The following is a 24,338-nucleotide window of genomic DNA, read 5'->3' on the forward strand; positions in this document are numbered from 1 at the left end:
TTATAGTGCTACATTAAAGAATCGTGCCAAGAATCCAGGTTCTTGCATATCTTGTTGATCACCCGTGCCTGAATATTGAATTCGAGCGTTTGAAATACGGGTTGAGGCTATTGTGTTATCAAAAGCAATGTCATCCGGACGAATCGTGCCGCTAAGACGAATGTATTCATCCCCTGTATTTAGAGTTAACCACTTCTCTCCACGGATCAATAAGTTACCATTAGAAAGAACTTCAATCACTTCCACCGTAATGGAACCACTTAAGCTGTTACTTTGGTTCGCAGACGTATTACCTGTAAATTTATTATCGTTAGATAACTCATACGAGAAATTATACTGCCCACCCACTTGCAACTCTTGACCACCCACTTGCAGAGGGTCCATGCTTGAATCATTTTTCTTTGATAATTCTGCATCGGCACTTTTTGCCGCTTTGGTATTTTCAGCAAGCATAACGGTAACAATGTCGCCTAAACCACGTGGCTTGGTGTCATCGTACATGTCTTGTGCATGATCCACATTAAACAATGAGCCCGTTGCGGCTGCATAATGTTCTGGTTTTTCTTTTGGATGAATCGGCGCCCACGCTGGATCACCTGAAATCGGCTCACTACGACCACGAAGCGTATCGATAATGCCCGTATCTTCTTCTTTGTCACCCTCAACTGCATCCACGTTGGTGGTCGCTGAAGTCACTTCATTTTCTTGTAAATTTGGATTCTGAATCAAGAAAGATCCACACCCAGTCAAGGTTGTTAATAGCAGTAAACAAAGAAGACGTTTCATCCTAATCACCAATTATAATTGTTGGTTAACAAAGCTTGCCATCTTATCAACAGCAGAGATTACTTTAGAGTTCATTTCATAAACACGTTGCGCTTCAATCATGTTTACCAATTCTTCGGTTACGTTTACGTTTGATGCTTCAAGCATAGATTGACGAATCGCTCCTAAGCCTTCTAAACCTGGCGTGCCTTCTTGAGGATCACCACTTGCACCCGTTGGTAAGTAAAGGTTTTGGCCTACAGGTTCTAAACCACCTGGATTGATGAAATCAACCGTCGTAATTTGACCAATCACTTGGTTATCTTGTTGACCACGTAAACGAACAGACACTTCGCCATCCGTACCAACGGTCACGTTAATTGCATCTTCAGGAACCACAATTTCTGGTTCTAAAGGGTAACCAGAACCGGTTGTAACCATTGCGCCTTCAGAGTTCAACGTAAATTGACCGTTACGAGAATAACCAAGGTTGCCGTCTGGCATTGTAATTTGGAAAAAGCCTTTACCTTCGATCATCATGTCCATGCCGTTCGACGTGGTTTGTGCATTACCGTTAGTAAATACTTTTTGTGTTGCCACAACTTTAGAACCAGAACCAAGCATTAATCCCGTTGGAAGCTCTGTGTTTTGTGTTGATTGAGCGCCGGCTTGGTTTACGTTTTGGTAAAACAGATCTTCAAAAACAGCACGGCTTTTTTTAAAACCAACCGTTGAGGCATTCGCCAAGTTGTTTGAGATAGTTGCGATGTTGGTTTGTTGTGCGTCTAAACCTGTTTTACTTACCCATAATGCTGGATTCATTTTGTATTCCTATAAATTTTTTAATGTATAAAGTTAATCAAGTTAATTGTTCAATTAACCCATACGTAATAATGAGCTTGAAGCTTTATCCATTTCTTCAGCAGTACTCATCATCTTGACTTGCATTTCAAACTGACGCTGCAAATCAATTAAATTGGTCATCTCACCTACGGCATTTACGTTACTGCCTTCCAATGCACCTTTAAGCACCGTCACGCTAGCGTCGGCTTGAAATGCATTATTAGGATTTTTAGAACGGAACAAACCATTCGTATCTTTGAATAAATCACGGTTATCTGTTTTTACTAATTTAATGCGGTCGACTTCAGCCATGGCTTCTGCTGGTGCACCTTGCTCTAATACTGAAATCGTACCGTCTTTTGCAATTTGAATTTTTGAAATTGGAAGCGGCAAGGTAATCGGCGCATTATTTTCGCCCATCACCAAATGACCACTGCCATTCATTAGCAAACCTGTCTCATCAATTTTTAGATTACCTGCGCGGGTCAACCCTTCACGGCCAGTGTTGTCCATTACTGAAATCCAACCATCACCTTCAATAGTTAAATCTAAATCACGGCCCGTCGTAATGACAGAACCTTGTGCAAAATTTTGTCCCGGGCGTTCAGTCATGCTGAATACGCGACTAGGCAAACCTTCACCATACGCCTGCATTGCACGCGCTTGCTCTAAATCAGCACGAAAACCAGTCGTACTTACGTTGGCAAGGTTGTTTGAGCTAAGCTGCATAGCTTGCATGTTTTGCTTAGCGCCACTCATGGCTAAAAATAATGCGCGATCCATAATGAACTCCAAAAATCTATCTACACTCAGTATAGCAATGAGTGTGCCAAGTTTTTCATGGTCTATAGATCAATAGGTTAACTGTATTGGCGTTCGGTTTACGTAGGCATAAAAATACGAAGAGGAAAAGAATGGAGAGGAAGAGGCAATAGTTTCGGGTAAAAAATTGCCGTCAAAGTAGACAGCAATTTTAGCGTTATTAATTCAATTGGCTTATCGAATTTGTAAGATATTTTGTTGTAGCTGGTTGTGCACATCTAATGCACGAGAGTTCGCTTGGAAGTTACGTTGCGCTGAGATTAAATCAACCAGCTCTTGAGTCATATCAATGTTTGATTGCTCTAACGTACCACTTTGAATATCACCAAATGAACCTTGGTTTGCTTCACCCCAAATTGCCGCACCAGACGCTTGAGTAGTCGACCATTGAGTGCCGCCATTCTGCGCAAGACCTTGTTGGTTGGTTACTCGAACCATCGCGACACGACCTAACGTGACGTCTTTACCATTTGAGTAAGAACCAACAATGTTACCACTCTTATCAATGTCTACTTTCGATAAATAACCTGTTGTTGCGCCATCTTCACTGAAGCGACGCATTTCAAACGGTGCTGAAAACTGAGTTGGATTATCAAACTTCATGGTTAATGTTTGTTGCGTATCCGCACCATTCATATTTAGACCATTCGCCCCTAAAGGTGTTGTAGTCACTGGTTGGCCAGCATTCACACTTTGGGTTGTACCGTCATTATTAAATACGATTGAGTGGCCTACTTGGCCTGCCGCATTTGTTGCGTCACCCGCATTAATGTTAACCGCTTTTTCACCTTCCGTATCCGTAGAAGAATAGAACACGTTCCAACGGTTTGGTTGCGTTGCGTCTTTCACATAATACGTGGTCATTTTGTATGGTTGACCTAATAAATCGTACGTTGTAACTGAGGTTGATTTATTAAACGTATCAGGATCATTCATATCAAAAAGAGCCGGATCTTTTGGCACTTCTGATGCTGGCAAGTTCATGCCAATATCAACGTTTTCAGTGGCTCTTGGCTTACCAAATTGATCTGGAATCTTAAGTGCTTTTGGCTGATAAGATGACACATTACCCGACTCAGGGTCGACGTCGTAACCCAATAAAAATTCATCATTTGATGTTGTTACGTAATTTTCTTTATCTAAATGAAACGCACCATTACGGCTCAACTCATTCGTTCCAGGCTGAAGACGATCCTTTGCTACACCAAAGAAACCTTGCCCAGAAATACGTAAATCCATTGGGTTATTCGTATAAATACTAGACCCTTCATGGAATTGCTGAGCAATTTTAGTTGTCTGCGCGCCACCACCAGTTGTGGTTTTAGTATTTGAGAATAGTGACGACGAATACACATCACCAAATTCTGCACGAGACTCTTTAAAACCAAAGGTGTTGGCGTTTGCCAAGTTATTTGACGTTGTGTTTAGATCTTTTTGAGCAGCGGATAGACCACTTAATGCTACGTATGACATTTAATATCTCCTATCTAGCTACGCTGATTATTTTCCAATTCCATTAACGATCACAATCATTTGGGAATGTTAAAGGAATTGGCATAGCTCTATGGTTTAATAATTTTTAACAATAAATACGAGTATTCAGGCAGCAATTAATGCTGCACTGAATATTCGCCATTTTATGCTTTGCCGATCTCTAGCACTTCGGCTAATTTCATCGGTGAAGCAAAACCAGCAAGATTAAGCAAAACATTGCCATTGCCTTTGCCTAGAAGAACACTGTTGACGTTAGCGTATGTTGATACACCAAATTCTTTGTTTTCTCCATCTAGCACACCAGCCGCTTTAATGCTGTAGCGGCCAGCAGGCATTGCATTGCCTTTATCATCTTTACCGTCCCACTCAACACGTGAGTCTCCGGCTGGTTTAGCGCCTACATTTAAGGTACGAATTAATTGGCCTTGTTCGTTTTCAACACGAACCAATAAGCTATTAATCGCTTTAGGCAATTTAACCATTGCCGCCATACCTTTATCAGCTTCTTTTAAGCCTTTAGCACCTGGTACTAGCACATCACGACCAACAAGCGAAGACGCTTGTAATGCTTGGTTAGATGTCATTGATGTATTTAAGCTATCGAACTGCTTATTCATCTTGCCAATACCATCAACGGTTGCAAATGATGCCATTTGCGCAATCATTTGATCGTTTTCAACCGGCTTAGATGGGTCTTGTTGAGACAACTGTTTGGTTAATAATGCAAGGAAGTCTTCTTGCTTCAGTTCATTTTTACCGCCAGTTGTCTTTTCAGGCTTGTTCGCCTCTTGAAGACTTTTAAGCTGGTCGATGTAGGACAAGCCTTGTTGACCAACGTTATTGATTCCAGTCATAGCTACCTCCTATCCTTATTGACCCATTCGCAGAGTACTCTGCAACATTTGTTTGCCTGCATCTGCAACTTGCACATTCGTTTGGTATGAACGAGAAGCAGAAATCATGTTTGCCATTTCTTCCATCACATTAACGTTTGGTTTAAAAATATAACCATCGTCGTTTGCCATAGGGTGATCGGGGTTATATTCAGCACGTAGCGGTTTTTGGCTTTCAACAATACCCAGCACTTTTACAGGTACTGTAAAGTCTTGTTTATATTTAGCTTTACTCAATTCTGCACCAAAGATAGCGTGGCGAGCTTTGTAGGTTTCAGAAGCTGAGCTACTGACACTGTCCGCATTTGCCATGTTACTTGAAGTGGTGTTGAGACGAACTGACTCTGCACTCATTGCAGAACCTGCAACGTTAAAAACATTAAATAAGCTCATCTCTATTCCCCTTTAATTGCTTTGGTGAGATTTTTGAATTTACTGCCTAAAAACTCTAATGATGCTTGATGACGAAGTTGGTTTTGCATAAATAAATTACGCTCCAAATCCACATCTACCGTATTTCCATCACCTGTATCAGGTTGGGTAGGAAGACGGTATTGAATTTCCCCTGCCACTCGTGTTGAGGCATTAATGTGCCGACCATCCGTACGACTAAGACCCATGCTTGCCTTTGATGTTGCCGACTGCATTGCTTTTTGAAAGTCCATTCCTTTTGCTTTATAGCCAGGAGTATTCGCCTGAGCGATATTAGTCGCTATCATTTCAGCACGTTGAGAGCGAACTCCAACGGTGTACTGATGAATACCTAATGCTTTATCAAAAGAAATTGCCATTTCAAAACCTCCACAAGAACTGACTAGCAGTATATATAAATTCTATATTGCAACCTGTATGCCAACTTTTTACTTAACAAGCAGATTGACGATACTACTGACAAAAAATAAAGCAATTAACATGCCTAACCTGAATTTGAGGCACAAAAAAAGCGGCCAAAGCCGCTTTTTGTTCAAAAATAAATCAATTTAGATCATTTTAGTTTGTAAATAATACCTGGATTACAACGTACCATTTCAAATTTATCGGTTAATCCTGTTAACGATTCCGAAGCACCAAGCAATAAATACCCGCCAGGGTTAAGACTTGCCGCCATTTGATTTAATACTTTGGCTTTCATATCTGGAGAAAAATAGATCAATACATTACGACAAAAAATGATGTCGAACTTACCAAGTAAGCTGTAACTGTCCATTAGATTTTGAGGACGAAAATTAACCATACGTTGAATTTTATCGTTGATCTTCATCTTACCATCACCCACATCTTCAAAAAATGCACGACGACGCTCTGGTGACAACCCACGGCTTAACGCAAGATTGTCATAAACCCCAGCTTTACACGTATCAAGCATTGATGGTGAAATGTCAGTCCCCGTAATCGCGATATTAGGTAAGAAACCGGGTTTACGCGCTTGGATCTCAGAAATAATCATTCCCATTGAATACGCTTCTTGGCCTGACGAACTCGCCGCTGACCAAATTTTCAATGGACGACGATTAGCAGCAAATTCTGGCAATAATTTTTCAGCCAATACGGTAAACGGATAGCCGTCTCTAAACCACAATGTTTCATTCGTTGTCATTGCATCAACAGCAGCAACACGCAATTCACGATTTCTGCCAGCAATAACTTGCTTTAATAAATCGGATAATGAAGCTAATGAAAACTTAGCAACTAAAGGGCTCAGTCGGCTTCTCACTAAATATTGCTTGCTGTCACCAAGGACAATGCCACATTGAGACTCAAGAAATCGGCTAAAATCACGATATTCTTGTTCGTTGATAGTTATAGTTGTCATTAACGAATAAATTTCCAAATAATAAAATGAATGTCACCTTACTTTACAGGTGACAAAATAACAGGCAGGCTCTACTTCTCAACTGCTCTTTTAACAGCAGCCCCTAATTCATCAGGGTTAAACTTCGCAATAAATTGGTTTGCCCCGACACGTTCAACCATCGCTTGGTTAAATACACCACTTAATGAAGTATGTAAAATAACGTGTAGATCTTTCAATGCTGGTTCACGACGAATTTCTGCCGTTAGTGTATAACCATCCATTTCAGGCATTTCTACATCGGAAATAACCAAACCAATTTGTTCATATACACTACCTGCATTTGCCATATCGACTAATTTATCTAATGCTTCTTTACCATCTTTTACCATGATAGTTTCAAAACCAATCGATTGAACGGCACGTTGCACTTGCTTACGAGCGACACTTGAATCATCAGCGATCAATACTCTACGAACCACTTCTGGACTGATCGACGCCATTTCTTCAACCAATTCTTCATTCATTGTCTCATCAATAGGCGCAATTTCAGCTAAAATCTTTTCTACATCTAAGATTTCAACTAATTCATCATCAATGTTTGTTACTGCGGTTAAGTAGTTTGCTCGTCCAGTGCCTTGTGGTGGCGGTAAAATTGCCTCCCAATGCATATTAACAATACGCTCAACAGACTTAACAAGGAAGCCTTGAATGGTACGGTTAAATTCTGAAATAATGATAAAACACTTATCAATATCTGTTGTTGCTCGCCCACCAGTTGCAAGACTTAAATCAATCACAGAGATCGTTTGACCTCGAATGTGAGCAATTCCTTTTACTAATGGATTTAAATTTGGCATTGAAGTCAACTTCGGACACTGTAATACTTCTTTTACTTTAAAAACGTTAATACCATAACGTTGACGTCCCATAAGACGGAAAGTAAGTAGTTCTAAACGGTTTTGCCCTACAAGTTGTGTGCGCTGATTCACCGAATCCAGTATGCCTGTCATATATGACTCCATCTTGTGCCATGATAAATAAACCGCGAGCCTAACACAAACCCATCAAGAGCACGGCATACCATATGGCATTTTATAATAAAAATATGATGATAATTAAAAAGCGTGATAACAAAATCACTTTTTATCGACTTATAAGCTTTATCGGCCTATTTATAAGTTTCTTTAATACTAATGCGCATGCTGCCACAGATGAGCAACTTGAAGCAATTAAAGACTCTGCGGAGTCTTTTCTAGAATCTCAAATTGAAGTGCCGAGTAATGGCACATTAAGTCTAGAGTCCGCGCGAATAGATAGTAGAATTCATGCGACAGACTGTCCAGAACCTTTAACGTCCTCCTTGCCTGGTCGACTTAATTCCAGTGGTAATACATCCGTATTAGTGGAATGTATTGCAGATAATTGGAAGATCTATGTCCCTGTAAAAGCAGAATTAATGATGCCTTTAGTCACGGCGGCAACGTCTCTTTCAAAAGGACTCACACTCAGCGCAAATGACTTAAATTTAACCTTAGTCAACAGCCGAACGTATCGCCGAGGCGGCTATATTAATACGAATGATCTTATTGGGTCACGAATTAAACGCAGCGTTCGAGCCGGTGATGTTGTTGAAAAAAACGACATCTGCATGGTATGTCGCAATGACAGTGTTATAATTAAAGCGGTAAAAGGGGAATTAAGTATCCTAACTAAAGGAACAGCATTGGGTGACGCGGCTTTGGGCGATAATGTAAACGTCCAAAATAACAAATCTAAACGCATCATCAATGGCGTTGTTACTGCGGTAGGTGAAATTAGTATTCGATTTTAAGCCAGAATGTTAATTTGACTTAAATTTAATGATATTTCCTCTAAACTTTCTTAACACACCGCCGATAAGTGGAAACTGGCATTATTTATGCTTAGTTTAACAACAGTTTTTAAATAATGAAAAAGCGTCAAAAAACTTCATTATTTACTTAAGTTATTTTTTTGACAGCCGATATATCCATTAAGAAAATGTTTTAATCGGCGAAAAGGCTTGAATATTATGACAAGTATTGACCAATTACGTGCTAGCCAGGCAATGTCAACGCTACGCAGCCAAGCTCGTGTTGACTCTGGTGATAAAGCACCAGCAAGTGCAGCACCGGCAATGTCAGCAAAAGCAGATGCGGTTTCTTTAAGCCATCAAGGTAAAGAAATTGGCCAAATGCATCAACAGTTAGCGACAGAACCTTCTTTTAACGCAGACAAAGTAGCGGCAATAAAAGCAGCTATCGCAAATGGATCGTATTCTGTTGATCCAGAACGCCTAGCTGACAATATTATCAAATTTGAAGATGAACTGGCTGGCCTATAATCTAGGCTAGTTAGTCTCTTTAAGATAACCAATAGAAGTATACCGAGACAATATGGCACAAACATTAACTGAATTATTAGATCTACAACGCAGTGTCGCTCTATCTCTTTCGACGGTTCTTAGTCGAGAGAAATATGCGATAGCCAGTAGAAAATCGGCAGATATGGAAAGCATTGCTCATGATAAATTAGGCTTGCTAAACCAACTACGTCAATATGATCAGTTATTAGGTAGCCATACAGAAAGAGAGCTGCTTTCTGAAGATAGCGCGTTAAATGAAAAAGTAACGGAAATAAAATCGATTATTCATGATTGTAAACAAGAAAATGAAATCAATGGGGAAGCACTTCAGCGCGCCCAATTAAGTTTTAATAAGTTAAATAATCTTATGCAACAAAGTCGTGGAAAAAATGGCATGACTTATACTGCTGAAGGGCAAACACGTAACATAACGACACTTGGTACAAACATAAAAGCGTAACCAATCTCGGTTAATTCATCTATAGATCCGCCCAATTTGTCACTTATAACCCTGCGCCTTCCCTATTTAGAAACAATGTGACTATTGTTTCTCTGCATCAAGACAACGCTATTATTCCCTTTAATACTCATAACGACGCTTATCTGATTTTTTCAGGAAGAGTGTGATCAAAAAACCACCAATAGGTGTCAGTATTAAAGACATAAGAAAAAAAATAGGTGCTGAACGCTCTTGGCTATGCGCGATGATAGAAACACCAATGCATAAAGACACATAAATCCAGCTTATAAAAACAACCATATCAACCTAATATTCCTTAACTACCTATTAAAAATATAAACTATCTCAACAGGTGGCAAACCTTATACTAGAAAAAGTTAATAATGCGGAATATTACGCACTTTTAATTAAATTATATTTATTATTTAACCGATGATACCCATTGTTATTAATAGGTATTAACAATCTACCTCTTTCTCTTTCAAGGTTGACATAAAAAAGCCCTAGGTATTAATACCTAGGGCAAAATGGTGTTGAATGAGAGTATTACCTTAAAATAAGGTTGTTTTTCTTTGTGTTGATGGCACATCATAAACCTGACCTTGGTTTTTCATGCGTTCCATCTTTTTAAGATCTAATTTCAGCTCAGTGACGTAGCTGTCTCCAACTAAGTATGTTCTGATCACTTCTGCGCCGCGAATAATACCATCCACACCTGCAGTTGTTGATTCTTCACCAAGTTGTTGATCATTCATCTCAACTTTACCGCTGATACGCATTCCGTAGACTTGCTCTGCAAGCTCACGATACGCATCAACTTTTGATGCTCGCATTGCGCGAATTCTTTGTTCATCAATATTCTTGCCGGCTTGTTCACTAATGCTCGCATAACCAACCGCATTCAAATGATCACTTTCACGCATTACACCTAAAGGCTGACAACCCACTAAGACTAATAATGCTAATAAAAACCAATGCTTCATCATTAGATCTCCTATGGACGTAAAATAATAGTATTGCGATCTGCTTTTTCGACATCAGAACGAATTAAAACGCCATCTTCCATTCTCATGGTATTTAATGTATCTAAATCACGGCCAATTCGATCCGCAGGTAAAAAGCCTTGTGCAGAAGCAACAACAACACGAGTTTGCATTCCAATAATACGAGCGTTAATTAATACGCCACCATCTTGACGAAGCATGGTTCCTGTTAATACATAATCAACTTGCTGCTCTTGAACTAATTCTTTCCAATCACGGCTAAACGCAAAATCACCTTGCTGAGTAACTCTGATGTTTCCTGTTGTTTTATAATCAATAACTTTAAAGCCACGACGTTGCAGTTGGAAAATAAACCCTTCAGTTACAGAGTTACCTAACCAGTTCGTTTGATCCATCTGCTGTAAATCAACAAAAGAAGTAATCGCAATTGGAGAACGCGCTGATAGCGTCGTGTTAGACGTAATCAATTGTTCAGTTAAACTTTCAATAAAATAATCCATCGTATGTCTAGGCGTATCAGCTAACATAAATGGGCTGCCATTAAACGGTTCTTTACCATTATAAATAGGTGAATAAGCACAAGCACTTATTACCATAGACAGTAACATTACAACCAAAACTCTCATTCTATTATCTCCAGATAATGTTTTTATATACTTACTGTTTCTCCTAATAAAAGCTTAAAACTCAAATTAGGAACAAAACTTGCTATAGTCTAATAAACGCAATTTGTAAGTACTTTTATCAATCAACAAATATTAGTTAGCAAATTTCATACCCATTTGGCAGATAGTAACGATGAAAAAAATAATTTATTTAATTACCTCTTTATTTACAATGTGTTACACCGTACAGGTTAATGCCGAGTGGTTCGAGGTCACAGGTTCTGCAAGTGTTCTTACCAGTAAAAATGCGGCAAGAACCCATGCACTAGAAGATGCAGCTTACCAAGCGATGCTTTTCTCAGGGGCCGATATTAGCCGCCTAAAAGATCTTCGTGTCTTTTTAGAAAACGATAATAAACACTATCAATTTAGCGGAACTGAAGTTCGTAGTATTGAAGTGATTAAAGAAAAAAAGAAAAACGGCAAGCTGTACGTTACCACTCGTATTGACATTTACCCTTCGGCAAACAGTTGCCATATTGGGCAATACAAAAAAACGGTAATGACAAGCGAAATCACGATCGACTCCCCACAACAAGCGGTTATGGGTAAGGTTTATCAGATGGGTGAAGATCTCAGCACCGTATTCGCTAGACAGTTAGATAAAGAATCACAAAGCTTTGTGTCTGTCGGTACGTCTCATATCCGCATTGATAAACGTCAACCAGAAGTCGCTAAAATGATTGCCGAAGATCATGGGGCTCAATATATTTACTCTGGTCAAATTACAGATTTAAGTGCAACCATTGAACAAAATTTATTAAAGAAAGACACCATTAATCGTCAGTTTGCAATTGACGTTGCCGTCATTGATGGAAAAACAGGACAAACAGTTTACAGCAATAATTATCGTGATGTTGCTCAATGGGATTTCCCTAAAACCAGCGAAGTCGATACACAAAGTGCTCGTTTTTGGACTTCAGCTTTTGGTGAAATGGTACTTCGTGTTAATCGTGACATGATGCTCGATTTAGAAAATAAATTCGCTTGTAAAATGACATTGCCACAAGTAGTAAATATCAATAACAATCGTATCACGATGGATCTAGGTCGTATTCATGGTGTTAAAAAAGGCGATACGTTGGATTTATGGCACACTGGTGCATTCATTGATCAAAATGGTTTACCTCGTAATAAGGTAGCCAAAACGAATATAACATTAACGGTTGATCGCGTTTATGAACAAAATGCTGAATTAATCGTTAATCAACCTCAATTAATTAACAGTATTCAAATTGGTGATGTTATGCATAAAGTCACACCAAAATAATAAGTTACTCGCATTTATTTTATGGAAAGACAGCCCTGAGGCTGTTTTTCCATTAACGCGATCCTGCCCATCGTTTTCTGTTTGCCATTACGTTATCATTTCGAAATAATTAGAACATCATTCCAACTGGCTTATTATGTCCACATCAATAAAATTGATGACACTATTAACTCTCTGCTTAATGGTGTCTTTTTCTTCCAATGCCATTTCAATAATGGAATCTGACTCTTGGAAAAAAGACTACCACCAAGCAAGAATTCAAGATCCTAATATCGCTTTAATCATGCTAGAAGACGTTTATAATGGCCTTGAACCTAGCGCTGAACGGGTTTATGTCGCCCTTCGCATGCATGGTTTCATAACACGCAGAGGCGGTGAATACCCTTTACCATCCCCCACATCTAATCCTTACTCTCAAGTTGAATATTCTATTGTTAAAGCAATGAATCTTGAAGACCAAGCCCAAGTATCAAATGCTTTTTTTCTTACCTCTCAGAGCTACCAACAAGCCGATAAGCTTGATGACTCTGACCTAGATGCAATTTTTAATATACAACTGTGTAAATATAATCTTATGTTAGGTCAACTTTATCTCGGCGAATTTTATTGTCAGAGCGCCATACAAAATATAAAAACATCAACCAATCATTATATTGACCTTAAATGGCCCTATCGATTGCTTGCGCTTGCCTACCAAGAAATGAATAATTTCACTAAAGCATTAAAAGCCAGTGAAGAAGTGATAAAGCTAAGTCAACCCTATGACATTAATGACACTACCTTTAATAACATAGGAAACTTACTCATCTCTATGGGTAAATTAAATTCAGGTGAATTGTATTTATTAAAATCATTAGAGATTAGAAAGAGCAGGAATATTGCTCAAAAAGTAGCGCAAACAGAAACGGATTTAGATGAATTATATTTAAAAAAAGGACAATTAGATAAAGCAAAATTATTTTCTCTGCGGGCTATTGAGAACTTTAATAGTGGGATTTTCAAAATAGGCTTAGGTTCTGCTTACTTAGTACATGGAAAAATATTAACCGCAGAAGTTTTTTTTGATGAAGGTATTGAATACCTTTATTTAGCCTTATCGACGCTTAAAGATAAAAAAAATTCCAAATTAATCATCAATACATATCAGTCATTGAGTCGTATTTATTTAGAATACCAACACCCCAACAAAGCATTAGAACTGATCAATTTAGCGATTAATAAAGCAAAAAAACAGAAAGTAAAAATTTACTCGTCTCATCCTATTTGCATCAAGCAAAGGTATTAAAAAGTATGGGAAGATTTGAAGCGGCATTAGAGAGTCATTTATCGTATGAAGTATTACAACAATGGATAAATCATAATAAAGAACAACAAGCTTACGAAGCATTGGAGTTACGTAGAAACACCCTTGAAAATCAAATTATTATCCAAAACTCAGAGAACAATAAAAAACAACAACAAACTGAATTACTAAAAACAAAGCAAAATCGTAATCTACTTTTTTTATGCTTTATCTTTTTATTTTTATTTACTCTCTATATGACGTACTCACGAAGAAAACTTCGTTTACTCACAGAGAAAGATACATTAACAACCCTAAATAATAGGGCTTCTATTTTTAATAAAATTAAGTCGACATTAAAAACACCTCATTCAAAAATGGCCTTAATCATGCTCGACGTTGATAATTTCAAGCAATTCAATGATGAACATGGACATCCAAATGGTGACTTAGCTTTAAAGCATTTATCAATCGTCCTACAAAAACACCTCTCATTCCCTCATGAAATCGGTCGTGTTGGGGGGGAGGAATTTATGATTATCTTAAAAAACCTTTCAAAATTGGAATGCTCTAGGTTAATAAATAAATTAAGAATTGAACTCGAACAATCAACATTCATGACGTTAGATGTAAAAAGATTAGCGATTACGGCAAGCTTTTCTTGGATGTATATTGAAGAATCAATGACGGATATAGACCAAATCTATTTCGTTTTAGATGAAGGATTATATCAAGCTAAAGCGAATGGTCGGAATTGTATTGTCGATGCGTTAATTGATCCAATCACTTAAGATAATGATCTGCATAAATGTAATTCGATGTAATTTCCAACTGAATATTTACAATTTTACATTCATAACTATATTTAAATAAGCAATGGATATGCAAAAATAAATAACTAGCATGGATGTATCAATAAACGTATTGTTGAGGATAACATCATGAAATATAGATTATTAGCCATTTTAATTGCTGCCTTTTCGTCTAATGTATTCGCTTTAGAAGGCTCAACAGAAATAGGTCCGAAAGTGTCCTGTGAACAAACTGATGGCACAGTAGTTATGACATATGCAACACTGTGTAAAGCAGCGGAAGGGACAATTAAAAGCATTCTTTAGCACAAAAAAAACCGCTGAAATCAGCGGTTTTTTAATTTAATCGTATTTGAATTAAGCGTTCGCTTCACGTTCAGCAATAAATGCTAACGCCATCTTAATTCGAGTAACTACTCGTTCTTTACCGATTAACTGCATTACAGCGTCAACTGATGGTGATTGACCACCGCCAGTAACGGCTACACGCAAAGGCATACCAATTTTACCCATACCGATTTCTAGCTCTGCACAAACTTCTTCAATAACGTTATGCAGATTCTCTGTTGTCCACTCTTGTAGAGCTTCAATTTTAGCAAGCGCTAATTCTAAAGGACCTTTTGCAACACCACGTAGATGTTTTTTAGCTGCACCAGCATCAAATGCTTCGAAGTCTTCGTAGAAATAACGAGATTGGTCAGCCAGCTCAATCAATGTATTACAACGCTCACTAACTAACGTAATAACGTCAGTAATTGCAGGACCATTGTCTAAAGAGATTTCTTTTTGATCTAAATGCCATTGTAGGTAGTTAGCTACATATTCTGGTTCAGATGTTTTGATGTAATGATTGTTCAACCAACGAAGTTTATCAGTATTAAACGCCGACGCTGATTTACTTACTGCATCTAAGCTAAATAAGTTAATCATTTCTTCTTGAGAGAAGATTTCTTGATCGCCATGAGACCAACCAAGACGAACTAAATAGTTATTTAGTGCATTAGGTAGATAGCCTTCATCACGATACTGCATTACCGATACCGCGCCATGACGCTTAGATAATTTAGCGCCATCATCACCAAGGATCATTGCACAGTGTGCAAACATTGGTACTGGAGCACCAAGTGCTTCATAGATATTGATTTGACGAGGTGTATTATTAATATGATCTTCACCACGAATAACCTGAGTAATACCCATATCCCAGTCATCAACGACAACAACGAAGTTATACGTTGGTGCACCATCAGTACGACGAATGATCAAGTCATCTAATTGGCTGTTTGAGATTTCAATACGACCACGGATTTGGTCATCAAAGACAACACTGCCTTCTTTTGGATTACGGAAGCGAATAACAGAAGCATCGCCTTCTTTTGCTGCGGCATTTGCGGCAACAATTTTAGGATGGTTTGCATCGTAGCGAGCCATCTCTTTATTTTCTTCTTGCTCTGTACGAATTTCATCAAGCAATTCTTTTGAAGCATAACATTTGTATGCTTTATCTTCAGAAAGCAATAGATCTACGACTTCGTTATAACGATCAAAACGCTTAGATTGGTAGTATGGACCTTCGTCCCACTCCATTCCCATCCACTTCATGCCTTCAAGAATTGCATCAACCGCTTCTTGAGAGTTACGTTCTAAATCTGTGTCTTCAATACGAAGTACAAATTCGCCGCCTTTGTTTTTAGCAAAAAGCCATGAATAAAGTGCAGTGCGTGCACCACCAACGTGAAGGTAGCCTGTTGGGCTTGGAGCAAAACGTGTTTTAACCGTCATCGATATTACCTTTTGAAGAGGTTGAGCTGAATCTATCAGCACCATGTAATTTATGCGCTATTTTAGCACCATAAGGTAAATCTACAATGATTGAGTGAGGTTAAGTTCAAGAAGAGATAAAGAAAGGAAGCGGACCGCTTAACAAATACCAATGTAAGCGATCACTATAGATAAGATAAATTACATTATTTATTAAGTAGCCACGTTAAAATAGTCGACTTATCTTCCACTGACGATTTCTCATACCAATACGTCAACATTTCAAGAGATTTTGATGTACTCACTAATGGACTATTGATTGCTTTACGATTTGCAAAGGCCCACTCAGTAAACGCCTCTTGCTCTACTGCTGTTGATTCATCAAACCAATATTTCGTCATTTCTACCGGTTTAGAATCACTCACAACGTCAATCACCGCAACAGGTAAAGGAGCGGTCGTATTCATATTCGAGTTAAATTTTCTTTCATCTAAAATTGCTTGAAAATAACCCGCAGGGATTGAAAAAGACAACTTAGACATATTATTTGTCGTGTTAACATCATACGTTAACCCGTCTTTAGCTGATTTTTCAATTTCTTTATTATCAATAGGAAACGTAAAATATTGGGTTGCAGTGCAATGCTCTGTACACGATTCCGTAGAAGGCGAATAAGCGGTTAATTTTTCTTCTATTCCATTAAATACAACCGAATTGTATTCATAGCTGCTTCTAAAATAACTCAATTCAACGGCTATGTAGGATTCTGGCGCTATTTTGTCTGTCGTTGGGTAATTAGCAACAACATGTGATGTGTTTCTTAGTGAATTAGCGCCAATGCCTTTATTCTCTATCGGGGTAATATTTTTTCCTTCAATGGAAATATAATTATACTTTCTGGTAACTTCATTTATTGCATCAGAAAAATCATCATCACTAGATAATGTTGAGCATCCACTTAGTAATAATATGCTTAATCCAACTGTCTTTTTATACATCTTATACACCTTAAATTTTAAATGCTCTTAAAGTAAAAAGCGCCGACAAAAATTGCCAGCGCTTTTAAAGTTAGCTAAATACGAGTTTTCTTAGAAACCGTACTCTAAACCAACACGTGTTACGATATCTGTATCTGCATCACCAACAGTACGACCAGCTACACGAAGGTAAGGTACAAAACCATTATGAACCGCCATTAGCTGACCTGAAATAGTATTACTGTCAGAGTCTTTGTCTGTTTTACTGTTAGTTTCAGACTCTAAATTCGCTGCGTAACCCAATTTAAAACCAATTGGGCCATTCCAGTACTGACCGATAATAGAGTAAGAGCCTTGCTCTACATTAACACCGCTTTGAGAAACACCAGCCTTGTAGCTTGATTGTCCAAAGATTCTACTTTATATGCCGCTGCAATACCGAAACCTGCTGGTAATGAAGCTTCAAAGCCAACTAAGTATGATTGGTTATCTTGACCAGCAACACCGTTAAAATCTGAACCAGCTTCAACCGCACCCATTAACGTTACTTTTTCAAAGCTGTATTTTGCATTCGCACTTGCAAAAGATGAATCACGAGTCGCAGCACCGCCACCATTATCATTATCATTATCATTATCATTATCATTATCATCACGGCCTACAGAAGTTGCGAACGAAAAGCCACCGAATTTAGGTGAATCATAACGAACTTGGTTTGATTGACGATCGTAGTGACCAGCAATACCGCCCCAATCGAATACAGAGCCTAGACCAGGGTTAGAGAACGGCCAGTCAACCAATTCATATAATGGCGTAAGAACACGACCGACACATACATTACCCCAATAGCCTGATGCACCAATAAATGTATCACGGAAACCAAGAGTACCACCAGAAACACCACCATGTGGCCAGTCAGTACTATCTACATAACCAGATTCAATTTGCATTGTAATTAACACATTTTCAAACATTTCTTTGTGCGCACGAAAACCAATGCGTGATTCATTTTCTACTACATAACCAGAACTTGCATCATTGTTATCAGTGGTGTTGTAGTTAACCAATGAGATAGCGGCTACGCCGTAAACTTCAACATTAAAATCAGAGTTGATACCAACTTCTTTTGCTGTCACACCTGAAGATGCTAGAGCAATTGCTGCACCTAATAGTGTAGTTTTAAAAAATTTGTTTTCCATGGAATAAAGCTCCTAAAAATGGATATAGCTGTGTTCATTATTTACTGGCTTTAAGTTGGCCGCCGAAAGCAGTAAATAAATCTCCTAATTTCACCAATTCTCAATGTGAATCATCAAAAATTGTAATTACCTTATAGTTTTCCTGCATACACTCTGTGCATCCATGAGACAAACAATAAACCCTTATAAAAAAACATAAAACAAAAACTTAATTTCCATTAAAAAAAATATGACCGAGCGCAAACTTCTTTCGCATTAGTGATTAAGATCAAAATAAACAGATCGAAAAACATCAAAAAACAACAAGAGCTTCTAAAACAATCGCTTATAAATATAAAAAAATAGTCAATGCGACCAATATCACAATTACTTACTGATAATTATAAAAGTCAGTTTGTCTTTTTTGTTTTGTCATCATTTATTCACATCCCACTAAATAGTGGATAAAAACAAAAAGTAAATTTAAAACATAAAAAAAGGAGCCTTTAAGGCTCCTTTAGTTGCATGACTTATTATTAATTATTTAATATTTCAATCAACTGTTCTTCATTCATTATTTCAACACCGAGTTCTTCTGCTTTGGCTAATTTTGAACCGGCTGCTTCTCCAGCAAAAAGAATATCGGTATTCTTCGATACACTACCAGCAACTTTAGCGCCTAATTCTTGTAGTGCCGCTTTAGCTTCATTGCGTTTTAGTTTGTATAATGTTCCTGTTAATACAACAACTTTATCAGCTAGTGGCTGAGGAACCGATTCATCAAGCGCTTTAATATCCGGCCAATTAACGCCCATCAGTTGTAAATTTTCAATCACAGCTTGATTATGAGGCTCACTAAAGAAACCAAGTATATGTTTAGCAACAATATCGCCAACATCACTGACTTCAATTAATTGTTCAAATGTGGCGGAACTTATTGCATTTAATGTTTGAAAATGGAGAGCTAAATTAGCCGCAGTCGCCTCTCCAACTTCTCTGATCCCTAAAGAATATAAGAAACGTGATAACGTCGTTTCTTTCGCTTTATTTAATGCATTGACCACATTCTGCGCTGACTTTGGTCCCATACGATCGAGGACTGTTAATACACCTGCAGACAGTTTAAATAAATCAGCCGGTGTCTCCACCATTTCTTTATCTACGAGTTGCTCTACCACTTTATCTCCCAAGCCATCTACATCAAGCGCTTTGCGAGAAACAAAATGTTTTAACGCTTCTTTACGTTGAGCAGGACAAACTAAACCAGCGACACAACGCGTGACGACTTCGCCTTCAATTCGTTCCAGTTGAGAATCACAAGCAGGGCATGTTGTTGGATAGATAATCGCCTTACTGTCTTCAGGACGACGAGCTTCTACGACTGATACAATCTGAGGGATAACATCACCAGCACGACGAATAATGACAGTATCACCAATATGAACCCCTAAGCGAGCAATCTCATCGGCATTGTGTAATGTCGCATTACTCACCGTCACCCCGCCAACAAAAATAGGCTCTAATTTGGCTACGGGGGTTATTGCCCCAGTACGACCGACCTGAAATTCAACATCGTTTAAAACGGTCAGTTCTTCTTGAGCAGGAAATTTATAAGCAATAGCCCAACGCGGGGCTCTTGCAACAAAGCCTAGTTGCTCTTGCAAAGAAATACTATCAACCTTAATCACTACACCATCAATTTCATATTTCAATGCATCTCGACGCTCGAGAATGTCTTTATAATATGCTTTTACATCGGTCAGTGAGTGGCATTGTTTTGTCTCTTCACACATAGGTAAACCCCAGTTTTTTAACTGAACAAACCGTTGATAATGACTGCCTTCTAGCTCCCCCCCCTCAATGATTCCTACACTATATGCATAAAAGCTCAATGGGCGAGTTGCTGTGATTTTTGAATCAAGTTGACGCAAACTGCCAGCGGCCGCATTACGGGGGTTAGCAAATGGCTTCTCAGCACGTTTTAGCGCTCTTTCATTTAACGCATCAAACCCGGCTTTAGGCATGAAGACTTCACCGCGAACCTCTAAACGAGTTGGCCATCCTTCTCCTTGTAACGTTAGCGGTATGCAACGAATAGTTCTTACGTTCTCTGTAATATTTTCGCCTGTTGCACCATCACCACGAGTTCCCGCTTGAACTAACAGCCCATCAACATACAAAAGGCTTACCGCTAAACCATCAAGCTTAGGCTCACAACAAAACAAGGAAACCGAATCCGAAATAAGACGATCATTAATGCGTTTTTCAAAAGAGTCGAGTTCATTATCGTTAAATGCATTATCCAATGACAACATAGGGATCTCATGTTGAACTTGAGTAAAACCACCTAATGCTTCACCACCAACGCGCTGGCTTGGAGAGTCGACAGTCATGAACTCTGGGTGTTCTTTTTCAATCAACAATAGTTGCTGCATCATTCGATCATATTCAGCATCAGGAAGCTCTGGACTGTCTTCAACATAATAACGGTAAGCGTGATAATTAAGCTGTTTTTTAAGCTCATCTAGTGTTTTTTCAATACTCATGACGGGTCAACTTCTTGTTCTTTTATTGATGGTATACAAACAAAAAAGACTCACGAATGAGCCTTTAAAAATTAAGATAATAATAGACGATTAATTACAAAAAACTTTTACTCGTTGTTTGTATTCATCTATTTTATTTGGTGTAAGCATATTTCGTTTTTCATCCAACACATTCCCACCAAGCTCTGAAGCGACTAATTGTGCAGTTTGTAGCATTAGTTTGAAATTATAATCAGCTTCACCATTACATGGCAATGGTAAGAAAAATGAAATACCTGGTGTCGAAAACTCTTCACCCTCTGGTACTTGGAAATGCCCTGGAGCAACCATATTAGCAGTACTAAATACAACTTTACCAGAACCGGCCAAATCAGAATGACGGTGGTAAATAGCCATATCACCGAAGATTAATCCATTTTGCTCTAAGCTATTAAATAAACGATTACCATTAAATCGCTCATTCCCCATACCATGCACATTGATGACAATCACATCTTCTTCTGGCTCAGGAACAACTTCAGGCTCTATTTCAGGAATAATAACGGGTTCAACGGGCGCAGGAACAACTGAAGACTCTTTGTGAAAAGTCGGTTCAACATCATCAATCGCAGAAAACGAAATGGTTGGCTCTTCTTTTACCATCGATTCAGAAATTGAGGGCCTTGTCATTATAGGCTCTTCAATTACTTTCGGCTCCACTTCCTTCTCTTCTGCATTCTGTTTAAGAATCGCGTCAGTACCACCATCAAACAACGGATCTTGGGATAAATTAGGTTCATCACGACCAAATGCTGGTTCTTTTCTTTCTTGACGAACGTCTACTACGCTTTCTTTTGGTTGTTCAAAACCACGAGCTGGGGTTGGTTGCTCATCTTCACTTTCAGAATCAAAATCGATATCTACTTTCTTACCAAATTTTGAGCTTGTCTCTTTTCGACTTGTCCATAAGCCATGAAACAACAATGCCGCAATGGCCAATGCCCCAACAAGTATCAACACTAATCGCAATTCTTGCATCGCTCACTCTCTGCTTTATTAATTCTTCTTACTGTATATAAGGAAGAAATATTATCACTACTATTAAGGTAGCCTAACCAATAGTGCTAATCTACCATTACTTATTGGTAATGTACCAAATAATAGGGTACTTGTTGAATAACAAAATGAAAGTGGTGACATAAATCTTACAATTGAACAATATCAGTCGCTAAATTATCGGTAATTGCATTTCTTTGTGCGTATTTTTGAGTATAGTGAATAAATGATACACAAACTGTAAATATAGATTATGAGTTCATTTAAACAAACCCAATCAGGTGTTCAATATTTTGTGAAAGGGATGTCACTTGCAATGACCCCAGGTATTCGACGCTTTATCTTTATTCCCCTACTGATAAACTTTATTTTATTAGGCGGTTCATTTTTTTATCTATTCAACCAAATTGGTGGATGGATCGAACAAATTCTAGCCCAAATACCGAGTTGGTTAGATTGGTTATCGTATTTACTATGGCCTTTCATTGTCATTAGTATTCTTGCGGTATTTTCCTATTTCTTTAGTACGATTGCGAATTGGATTGCGGCACCATTTAATGGCTTACTAGCGGAGCATTTAGAAGCAAAATTAACCAATCAACCTGCGCCTGACGGTGGGGTCATTGACGCATTAAAAGATTTCCCGCGGATCTTTAAACGTGAATGGCAAAAACTGAAATATTATCTACCTAAAGCGCTAGGCTTGTTTATTCTCTTCTTTATTCCGGCAATAGGACAAAGTGTGGTTCCTATTCTTTGGTTCTTGTTTACGGCTTGGATGATGGCAATTCAATATTGCGATTATCCATTTGATAACCATAAAGTACCATTCGAAGTGATGAGAGATGATTTAAAAACAAAGCGCGGTAAATGCCTATCATTTGGTTCGCTAGTTACTCTCTTTACGATGACCCCTATTCTAAATTTATTTGTAATGCCTATTGCTGTATGTGGCGCAACAGCAATGTGGGTAGATGTTTATCGTGATAAGCACTCTCGCCTTTAATGCTTAAACCCACATAGAATAAGTTCATCTATATCTTATAACCTTTAGATCCTTTCTCATTTAAGCAACTCTTCGTATTCTAGATAGGTCGAGTTGCTCAAATGAGTGACCAAAATATTTACTTTATAATTAATCACGCTTTACGTGAAATGAAGGAACAGATCATGACAAAGATTTACGAAGATAATTCACAAACGATTGGCAATACCCCTCTTGTACGTTTAAACCGTGTGAGTAATGGTAATGTATTAGCAAAAGTAGAAGCACGTAATCCAAGCTTTAGCGTTAAATGCCGTATTGGTGCAAACATGGTTTGGGAAGCAGAAAAAGCGGGTACATTAAGAGAAGGCATAGAGTTAGTTGAACCAACATCAGGAAATACCGGCATTGCATTGGCTTTTGTTGCCGCAGCTAAAGGGTACAAACTAACACTCACTATGCCTGCATCAATGAGTTTAGAACGTCGTAAGTTGCTTAAAGCACTAGGGGCAAACCTTGTTCTTACTGAAGCGGTAAAAGGCATGAATGGCGCCATCGCTAAAGCGGAAGAAATTGTAGCAAGTGATCCTAGTAAGTATTTACTTCTTCAACAATTTAATAACCCTGCAAACCCGGCGATTCATGAAAAAACAACCGGCCCTGAAATCTGGGAAGCGACTGACGGCAACATTGATGTATTTGTTGCTGGAGTAGGTACTGGAGGCACATTAACAGGCACCAGTCGTTACTTAAAACATACTCAAAATAAAGCCGTACTGTCTGTTGCTGTTGAGCCTGCAGAATCACCAGTTATTGCCCAAGCACTTGCAGGCGAAGAGATAAAACCAGCACCACATAAAATTCAAGGGATCGGCGCTGGGTTTATTCCAGGAAACCTAGATTTAACGCTAATTGATCGTGTTGAAGCCGTGACATCAGAAGATTCAATCGAAATGGCTCGTCGTTTAATGGAAGAAGAAGGCATTTTAGCAGGCATATCTTCAGGAGCAGCCGTCGTTGCAGCAAACCGCATTGCAGCGCTTCCAGAGTTCGCAAATAAGCAAATTGTTGTCATATTACCAAGTTCGGGTGAACGTTACCTAAGTACAGCACTTTTTGCTGGTTTGTTTACAGAACAAGAAAATGAGCAATAAAACCGCAACATTCATGTGTTGAAATCAATTTTTACGCCAAAAAAGCCCCTTATGGTTTTTTTTTGTTGATTTCATTTCCCTCCTTAGTAATAATCAAGCCACTTTATTTTTAGGTGTAAAATAATTACAATCCGTTATAAAGTATCACTGAAAAGTGAACTTAAGATTACAAAATAAGTAAACTTATATAAAATTACTGTCATTAATCTATTTA

25 protein-coding genes and 1 pseudogene are annotated in these 24,338 nt (G+C 38.3%); 9 read left to right on the plus strand and 17 right to left on the minus strand.

Annotation, left to right across the window (positions count from 1 at the left end; genetic code table 11):
• The 9 genes from flgH to VSAL_RS12255 form a co-directional block, all read right to left on the minus strand.
• Positions 1-786, minus strand: coding sequence for a flagellar basal body L-ring protein FlgH (flgH, locus tag VSAL_RS12215; protein ID WP_012550828.1), 786 nt, complete (start codon positions 784-786; stop codon positions 1-3).
• A 12-nt stretch (positions 787-798) separates the two neighbouring features.
• Positions 799-1,587 (minus strand): flagellar basal-body rod protein FlgG, encoded by a 789-nt coding sequence (gene flgG / locus VSAL_RS12220; protein ID WP_012550829.1) that lies wholly within the window; start codon positions 1,585-1,587, stop codon positions 799-801.
• Positions 1,588-1,641: 54 nt separating this feature from the next.
• Complete coding sequence (locus VSAL_RS12225) at positions 1,642-2,391, minus strand: flagellar basal body rod protein FlgF (RefSeq protein ID WP_017021168.1); 750 nt, start codon at positions 2,389-2,391, stop codon at positions 1,642-1,644.
• A gap of 213 nt (positions 2,392-2,604) precedes the next feature.
• The gene (gene flgE / locus VSAL_RS12230; protein ID WP_012550831.1) at positions 2,605-3,903 is read right to left on the minus strand and encodes a flagellar hook protein FlgE; all 1,299 of its coding nucleotides are present in this window, start codon (positions 3,901-3,903) and stop codon (positions 2,605-2,607) included.
• 164 nt (positions 3,904-4,067) lie between these two features.
• Complete coding sequence (gene flgD / locus VSAL_RS12235; protein ID WP_012550832.1) at positions 4,068-4,778, minus strand: flagellar hook assembly protein FlgD; 711 nt, start codon at positions 4,776-4,778, stop codon at positions 4,068-4,070.
• Positions 4,779-4,793: 15 nt separating this feature from the next.
• Positions 4,794-5,210 carry a flagellar basal body rod protein FlgC gene (gene flgC, locus VSAL_RS12240; protein ID WP_012550833.1) on the minus strand — a complete coding sequence of 139 codons (417 nt, stop codon included), beginning with the start codon at positions 5,208-5,210 and terminating at the stop codon, positions 4,794-4,796.
• 2 nt (positions 5,211-5,212) lie between these two features.
• Positions 5,213-5,608 carry a flagellar basal body rod protein FlgB gene (gene flgB, locus VSAL_RS12245; protein ID WP_012550834.1) on the minus strand — a complete coding sequence of 132 codons (396 nt, stop codon included), beginning with the start codon at positions 5,606-5,608 and terminating at the stop codon, positions 5,213-5,215.
• Positions 5,609-5,802: 194 nt separating this feature from the next.
• On the minus strand, positions 5,803-6,630 hold the full coding sequence (locus VSAL_RS12250; RefSeq protein WP_012550835.1) for a CheR family methyltransferase: 828 nt from the start codon (positions 6,628-6,630) through the stop codon (positions 5,803-5,805).
• 71 nt (positions 6,631-6,701) lie between these two features.
• Positions 6,702-7,622 carry a chemotaxis protein CheV gene (locus VSAL_RS12255; RefSeq protein WP_012550836.1) on the minus strand — a complete coding sequence of 307 codons (921 nt, stop codon included), beginning with the start codon at positions 7,620-7,622 and terminating at the stop codon, positions 6,702-6,704.
• A 74-nt stretch (positions 7,623-7,696) separates the two neighbouring features.
• Between VSAL_RS12255 and flgA the strand changes: the two genes are divergently transcribed.
• The 3 genes from flgA (at position 7,697) to VSAL_RS12270 (ending at position 9,455) form a co-directional block, all read left to right on the plus strand.
• Complete coding sequence (flgA, locus tag VSAL_RS12260; RefSeq protein WP_012550837.1) at positions 7,697-8,443, plus strand: flagellar basal body P-ring formation chaperone FlgA; 747 nt, start codon at positions 7,697-7,699, stop codon at positions 8,441-8,443.
• Between the two features lie 219 nt (positions 8,444-8,662).
• Positions 8,663-8,974 (plus strand): flagellar biosynthesis anti-sigma factor FlgM, encoded by a 312-nt coding sequence (gene flgM, locus VSAL_RS12265; RefSeq protein WP_012550838.1) that lies wholly within the window; start codon positions 8,663-8,665, stop codon positions 8,972-8,974.
• 52 nt (positions 8,975-9,026) lie between these two features.
• A complete protein-coding gene (locus VSAL_RS12270) occupies positions 9,027-9,455 on the plus strand; it encodes a flagella synthesis protein FlgN (protein ID WP_012550839.1) in 429 nt (142 codons plus the stop codon).
• 120 nt (positions 9,456-9,575) lie between these two features.
• Here the strand turns inward: VSAL_RS12270 and VSAL_RS12275 are convergent, their stop codons facing one another.
• From VSAL_RS12275 to VSAL_RS12285, 3 genes are all read right to left on the minus strand, one after another.
• On the minus strand, positions 9,576-9,755 hold the full coding sequence (locus tag VSAL_RS12275) for a hypothetical protein (RefSeq protein ID WP_044583310.1): 180 nt from the start codon (positions 9,753-9,755) through the stop codon (positions 9,576-9,578).
• A 251-nt stretch (positions 9,756-10,006) separates the two neighbouring features.
• Positions 10,007-10,441, minus strand: a complete 435-nt coding sequence (locus VSAL_RS12280; RefSeq protein WP_012550840.1) for an LPP20 family lipoprotein — start codon at positions 10,439-10,441, stop codon at positions 10,007-10,009.
• 8 nt (positions 10,442-10,449) lie between these two features.
• Positions 10,450-11,085 (minus strand): FlgO family outer membrane protein, encoded by a 636-nt coding sequence (locus VSAL_RS12285; protein WP_012550841.1) that lies wholly within the window; start codon positions 11,083-11,085, stop codon positions 10,450-10,452.
• Positions 11,086-11,257: 172 nt separating this feature from the next.
• Between VSAL_RS12285 and VSAL_RS12290 the strand changes: the two genes are divergently transcribed.
• The 4 genes from VSAL_RS12290 to VSAL_RS23660 all read left to right on the plus strand — a co-directional run bounded on the left by VSAL_RS12290 (position 11,258) and on the right by VSAL_RS23660 (position 14,794).
• A complete protein-coding gene (locus VSAL_RS12290; RefSeq protein WP_012550842.1) occupies positions 11,258-12,394 on the plus strand; it encodes a flagellar assembly protein FlgT in 1,137 nt (378 codons plus the stop codon).
• Between the two features lie 157 nt (positions 12,395-12,551).
• Positions 12,552-13,679, plus strand: coding sequence for a tetratricopeptide repeat protein (locus VSAL_RS12295; RefSeq protein ID WP_158306882.1), 1,128 nt, complete (start codon positions 12,552-12,554; stop codon positions 13,677-13,679).
• Positions 13,680-13,684: 5 nt separating this feature from the next.
• Entirely contained in the window at positions 13,685-14,467 is a 783-nt protein-coding gene (locus VSAL_RS22335) for a GGDEF domain-containing protein (protein WP_012550844.1), read from the plus strand.
• A gap of 150 nt (positions 14,468-14,617) precedes the next feature.
• Positions 14,618-14,794, plus strand: coding sequence for a hypothetical protein (locus VSAL_RS23660; RefSeq protein ID WP_012550845.1), 177 nt, complete (start codon positions 14,618-14,620; stop codon positions 14,792-14,794).
• 51 nt (positions 14,795-14,845) lie between these two features.
• Here VSAL_RS23660 and gltX read toward each other — a convergent pair whose 3' ends face one another.
• The 5 genes and pseudogenes from gltX to zipA all read right to left on the minus strand — a co-directional run bounded on the left by gltX (position 14,846) and on the right by zipA (position 21,967).
• Entirely contained in the window at positions 14,846-16,270 is a 1,425-nt protein-coding gene (gene gltX, locus VSAL_RS12300) for a glutamate--tRNA ligase (RefSeq protein ID WP_012550846.1), read from the minus strand.
• 185 nt (positions 16,271-16,455) lie between these two features.
• Positions 16,456-17,247, minus strand: a complete 792-nt coding sequence (locus VSAL_RS12305) for a hypothetical protein (protein WP_012550847.1) — start codon at positions 17,245-17,247, stop codon at positions 16,456-16,458.
• A 90-nt stretch (positions 17,248-17,337) separates the two neighbouring features.
• A pseudogene (locus VSAL_RS12310) lies at positions 17,338-18,425 on the minus strand (porin).
• 515 nt (positions 18,426-18,940) lie between these two features.
• A complete protein-coding gene (gene ligA / locus VSAL_RS12315; RefSeq protein ID WP_012550848.1) occupies positions 18,941-20,950 on the minus strand; it encodes an NAD-dependent DNA ligase LigA in 2,010 nt (669 codons plus the stop codon).
• Positions 20,951-21,040: 90 nt separating this feature from the next.
• Positions 21,041-21,967: a cell division protein ZipA gene (gene zipA / locus VSAL_RS12320; protein ID WP_012550849.1), complete on the minus strand. Its 927-nt coding sequence runs from the start codon at positions 21,965-21,967 to the stop codon at positions 21,041-21,043.
• A 271-nt stretch (positions 21,968-22,238) separates the two neighbouring features.
• Between zipA and cysZ the strand changes: the two genes are divergently transcribed.
• Together cysZ and cysK are read left to right on the plus strand one after the other, a co-directional pair.
• Complete coding sequence (gene cysZ / locus VSAL_RS12325) at positions 22,239-22,991, plus strand: sulfate transporter CysZ (RefSeq protein ID WP_012550850.1); 753 nt, start codon at positions 22,239-22,241, stop codon at positions 22,989-22,991.
• Between the two features lie 164 nt (positions 22,992-23,155).
• Entirely contained in the window at positions 23,156-24,124 is a 969-nt protein-coding gene (gene cysK, locus VSAL_RS12330) for a cysteine synthase A (protein WP_012550851.1), read from the plus strand.
• The last annotated feature ends 214 nt before the right edge of the window (positions 24,125-24,338 follow it).

Source organism: Aliivibrio salmonicida LFI1238, assembly GCF_000196495.1.
GTDB classification, from domain to species: domain Bacteria; phylum Pseudomonadota; class Gammaproteobacteria; order Enterobacterales; family Vibrionaceae; genus Aliivibrio; species Aliivibrio salmonicida.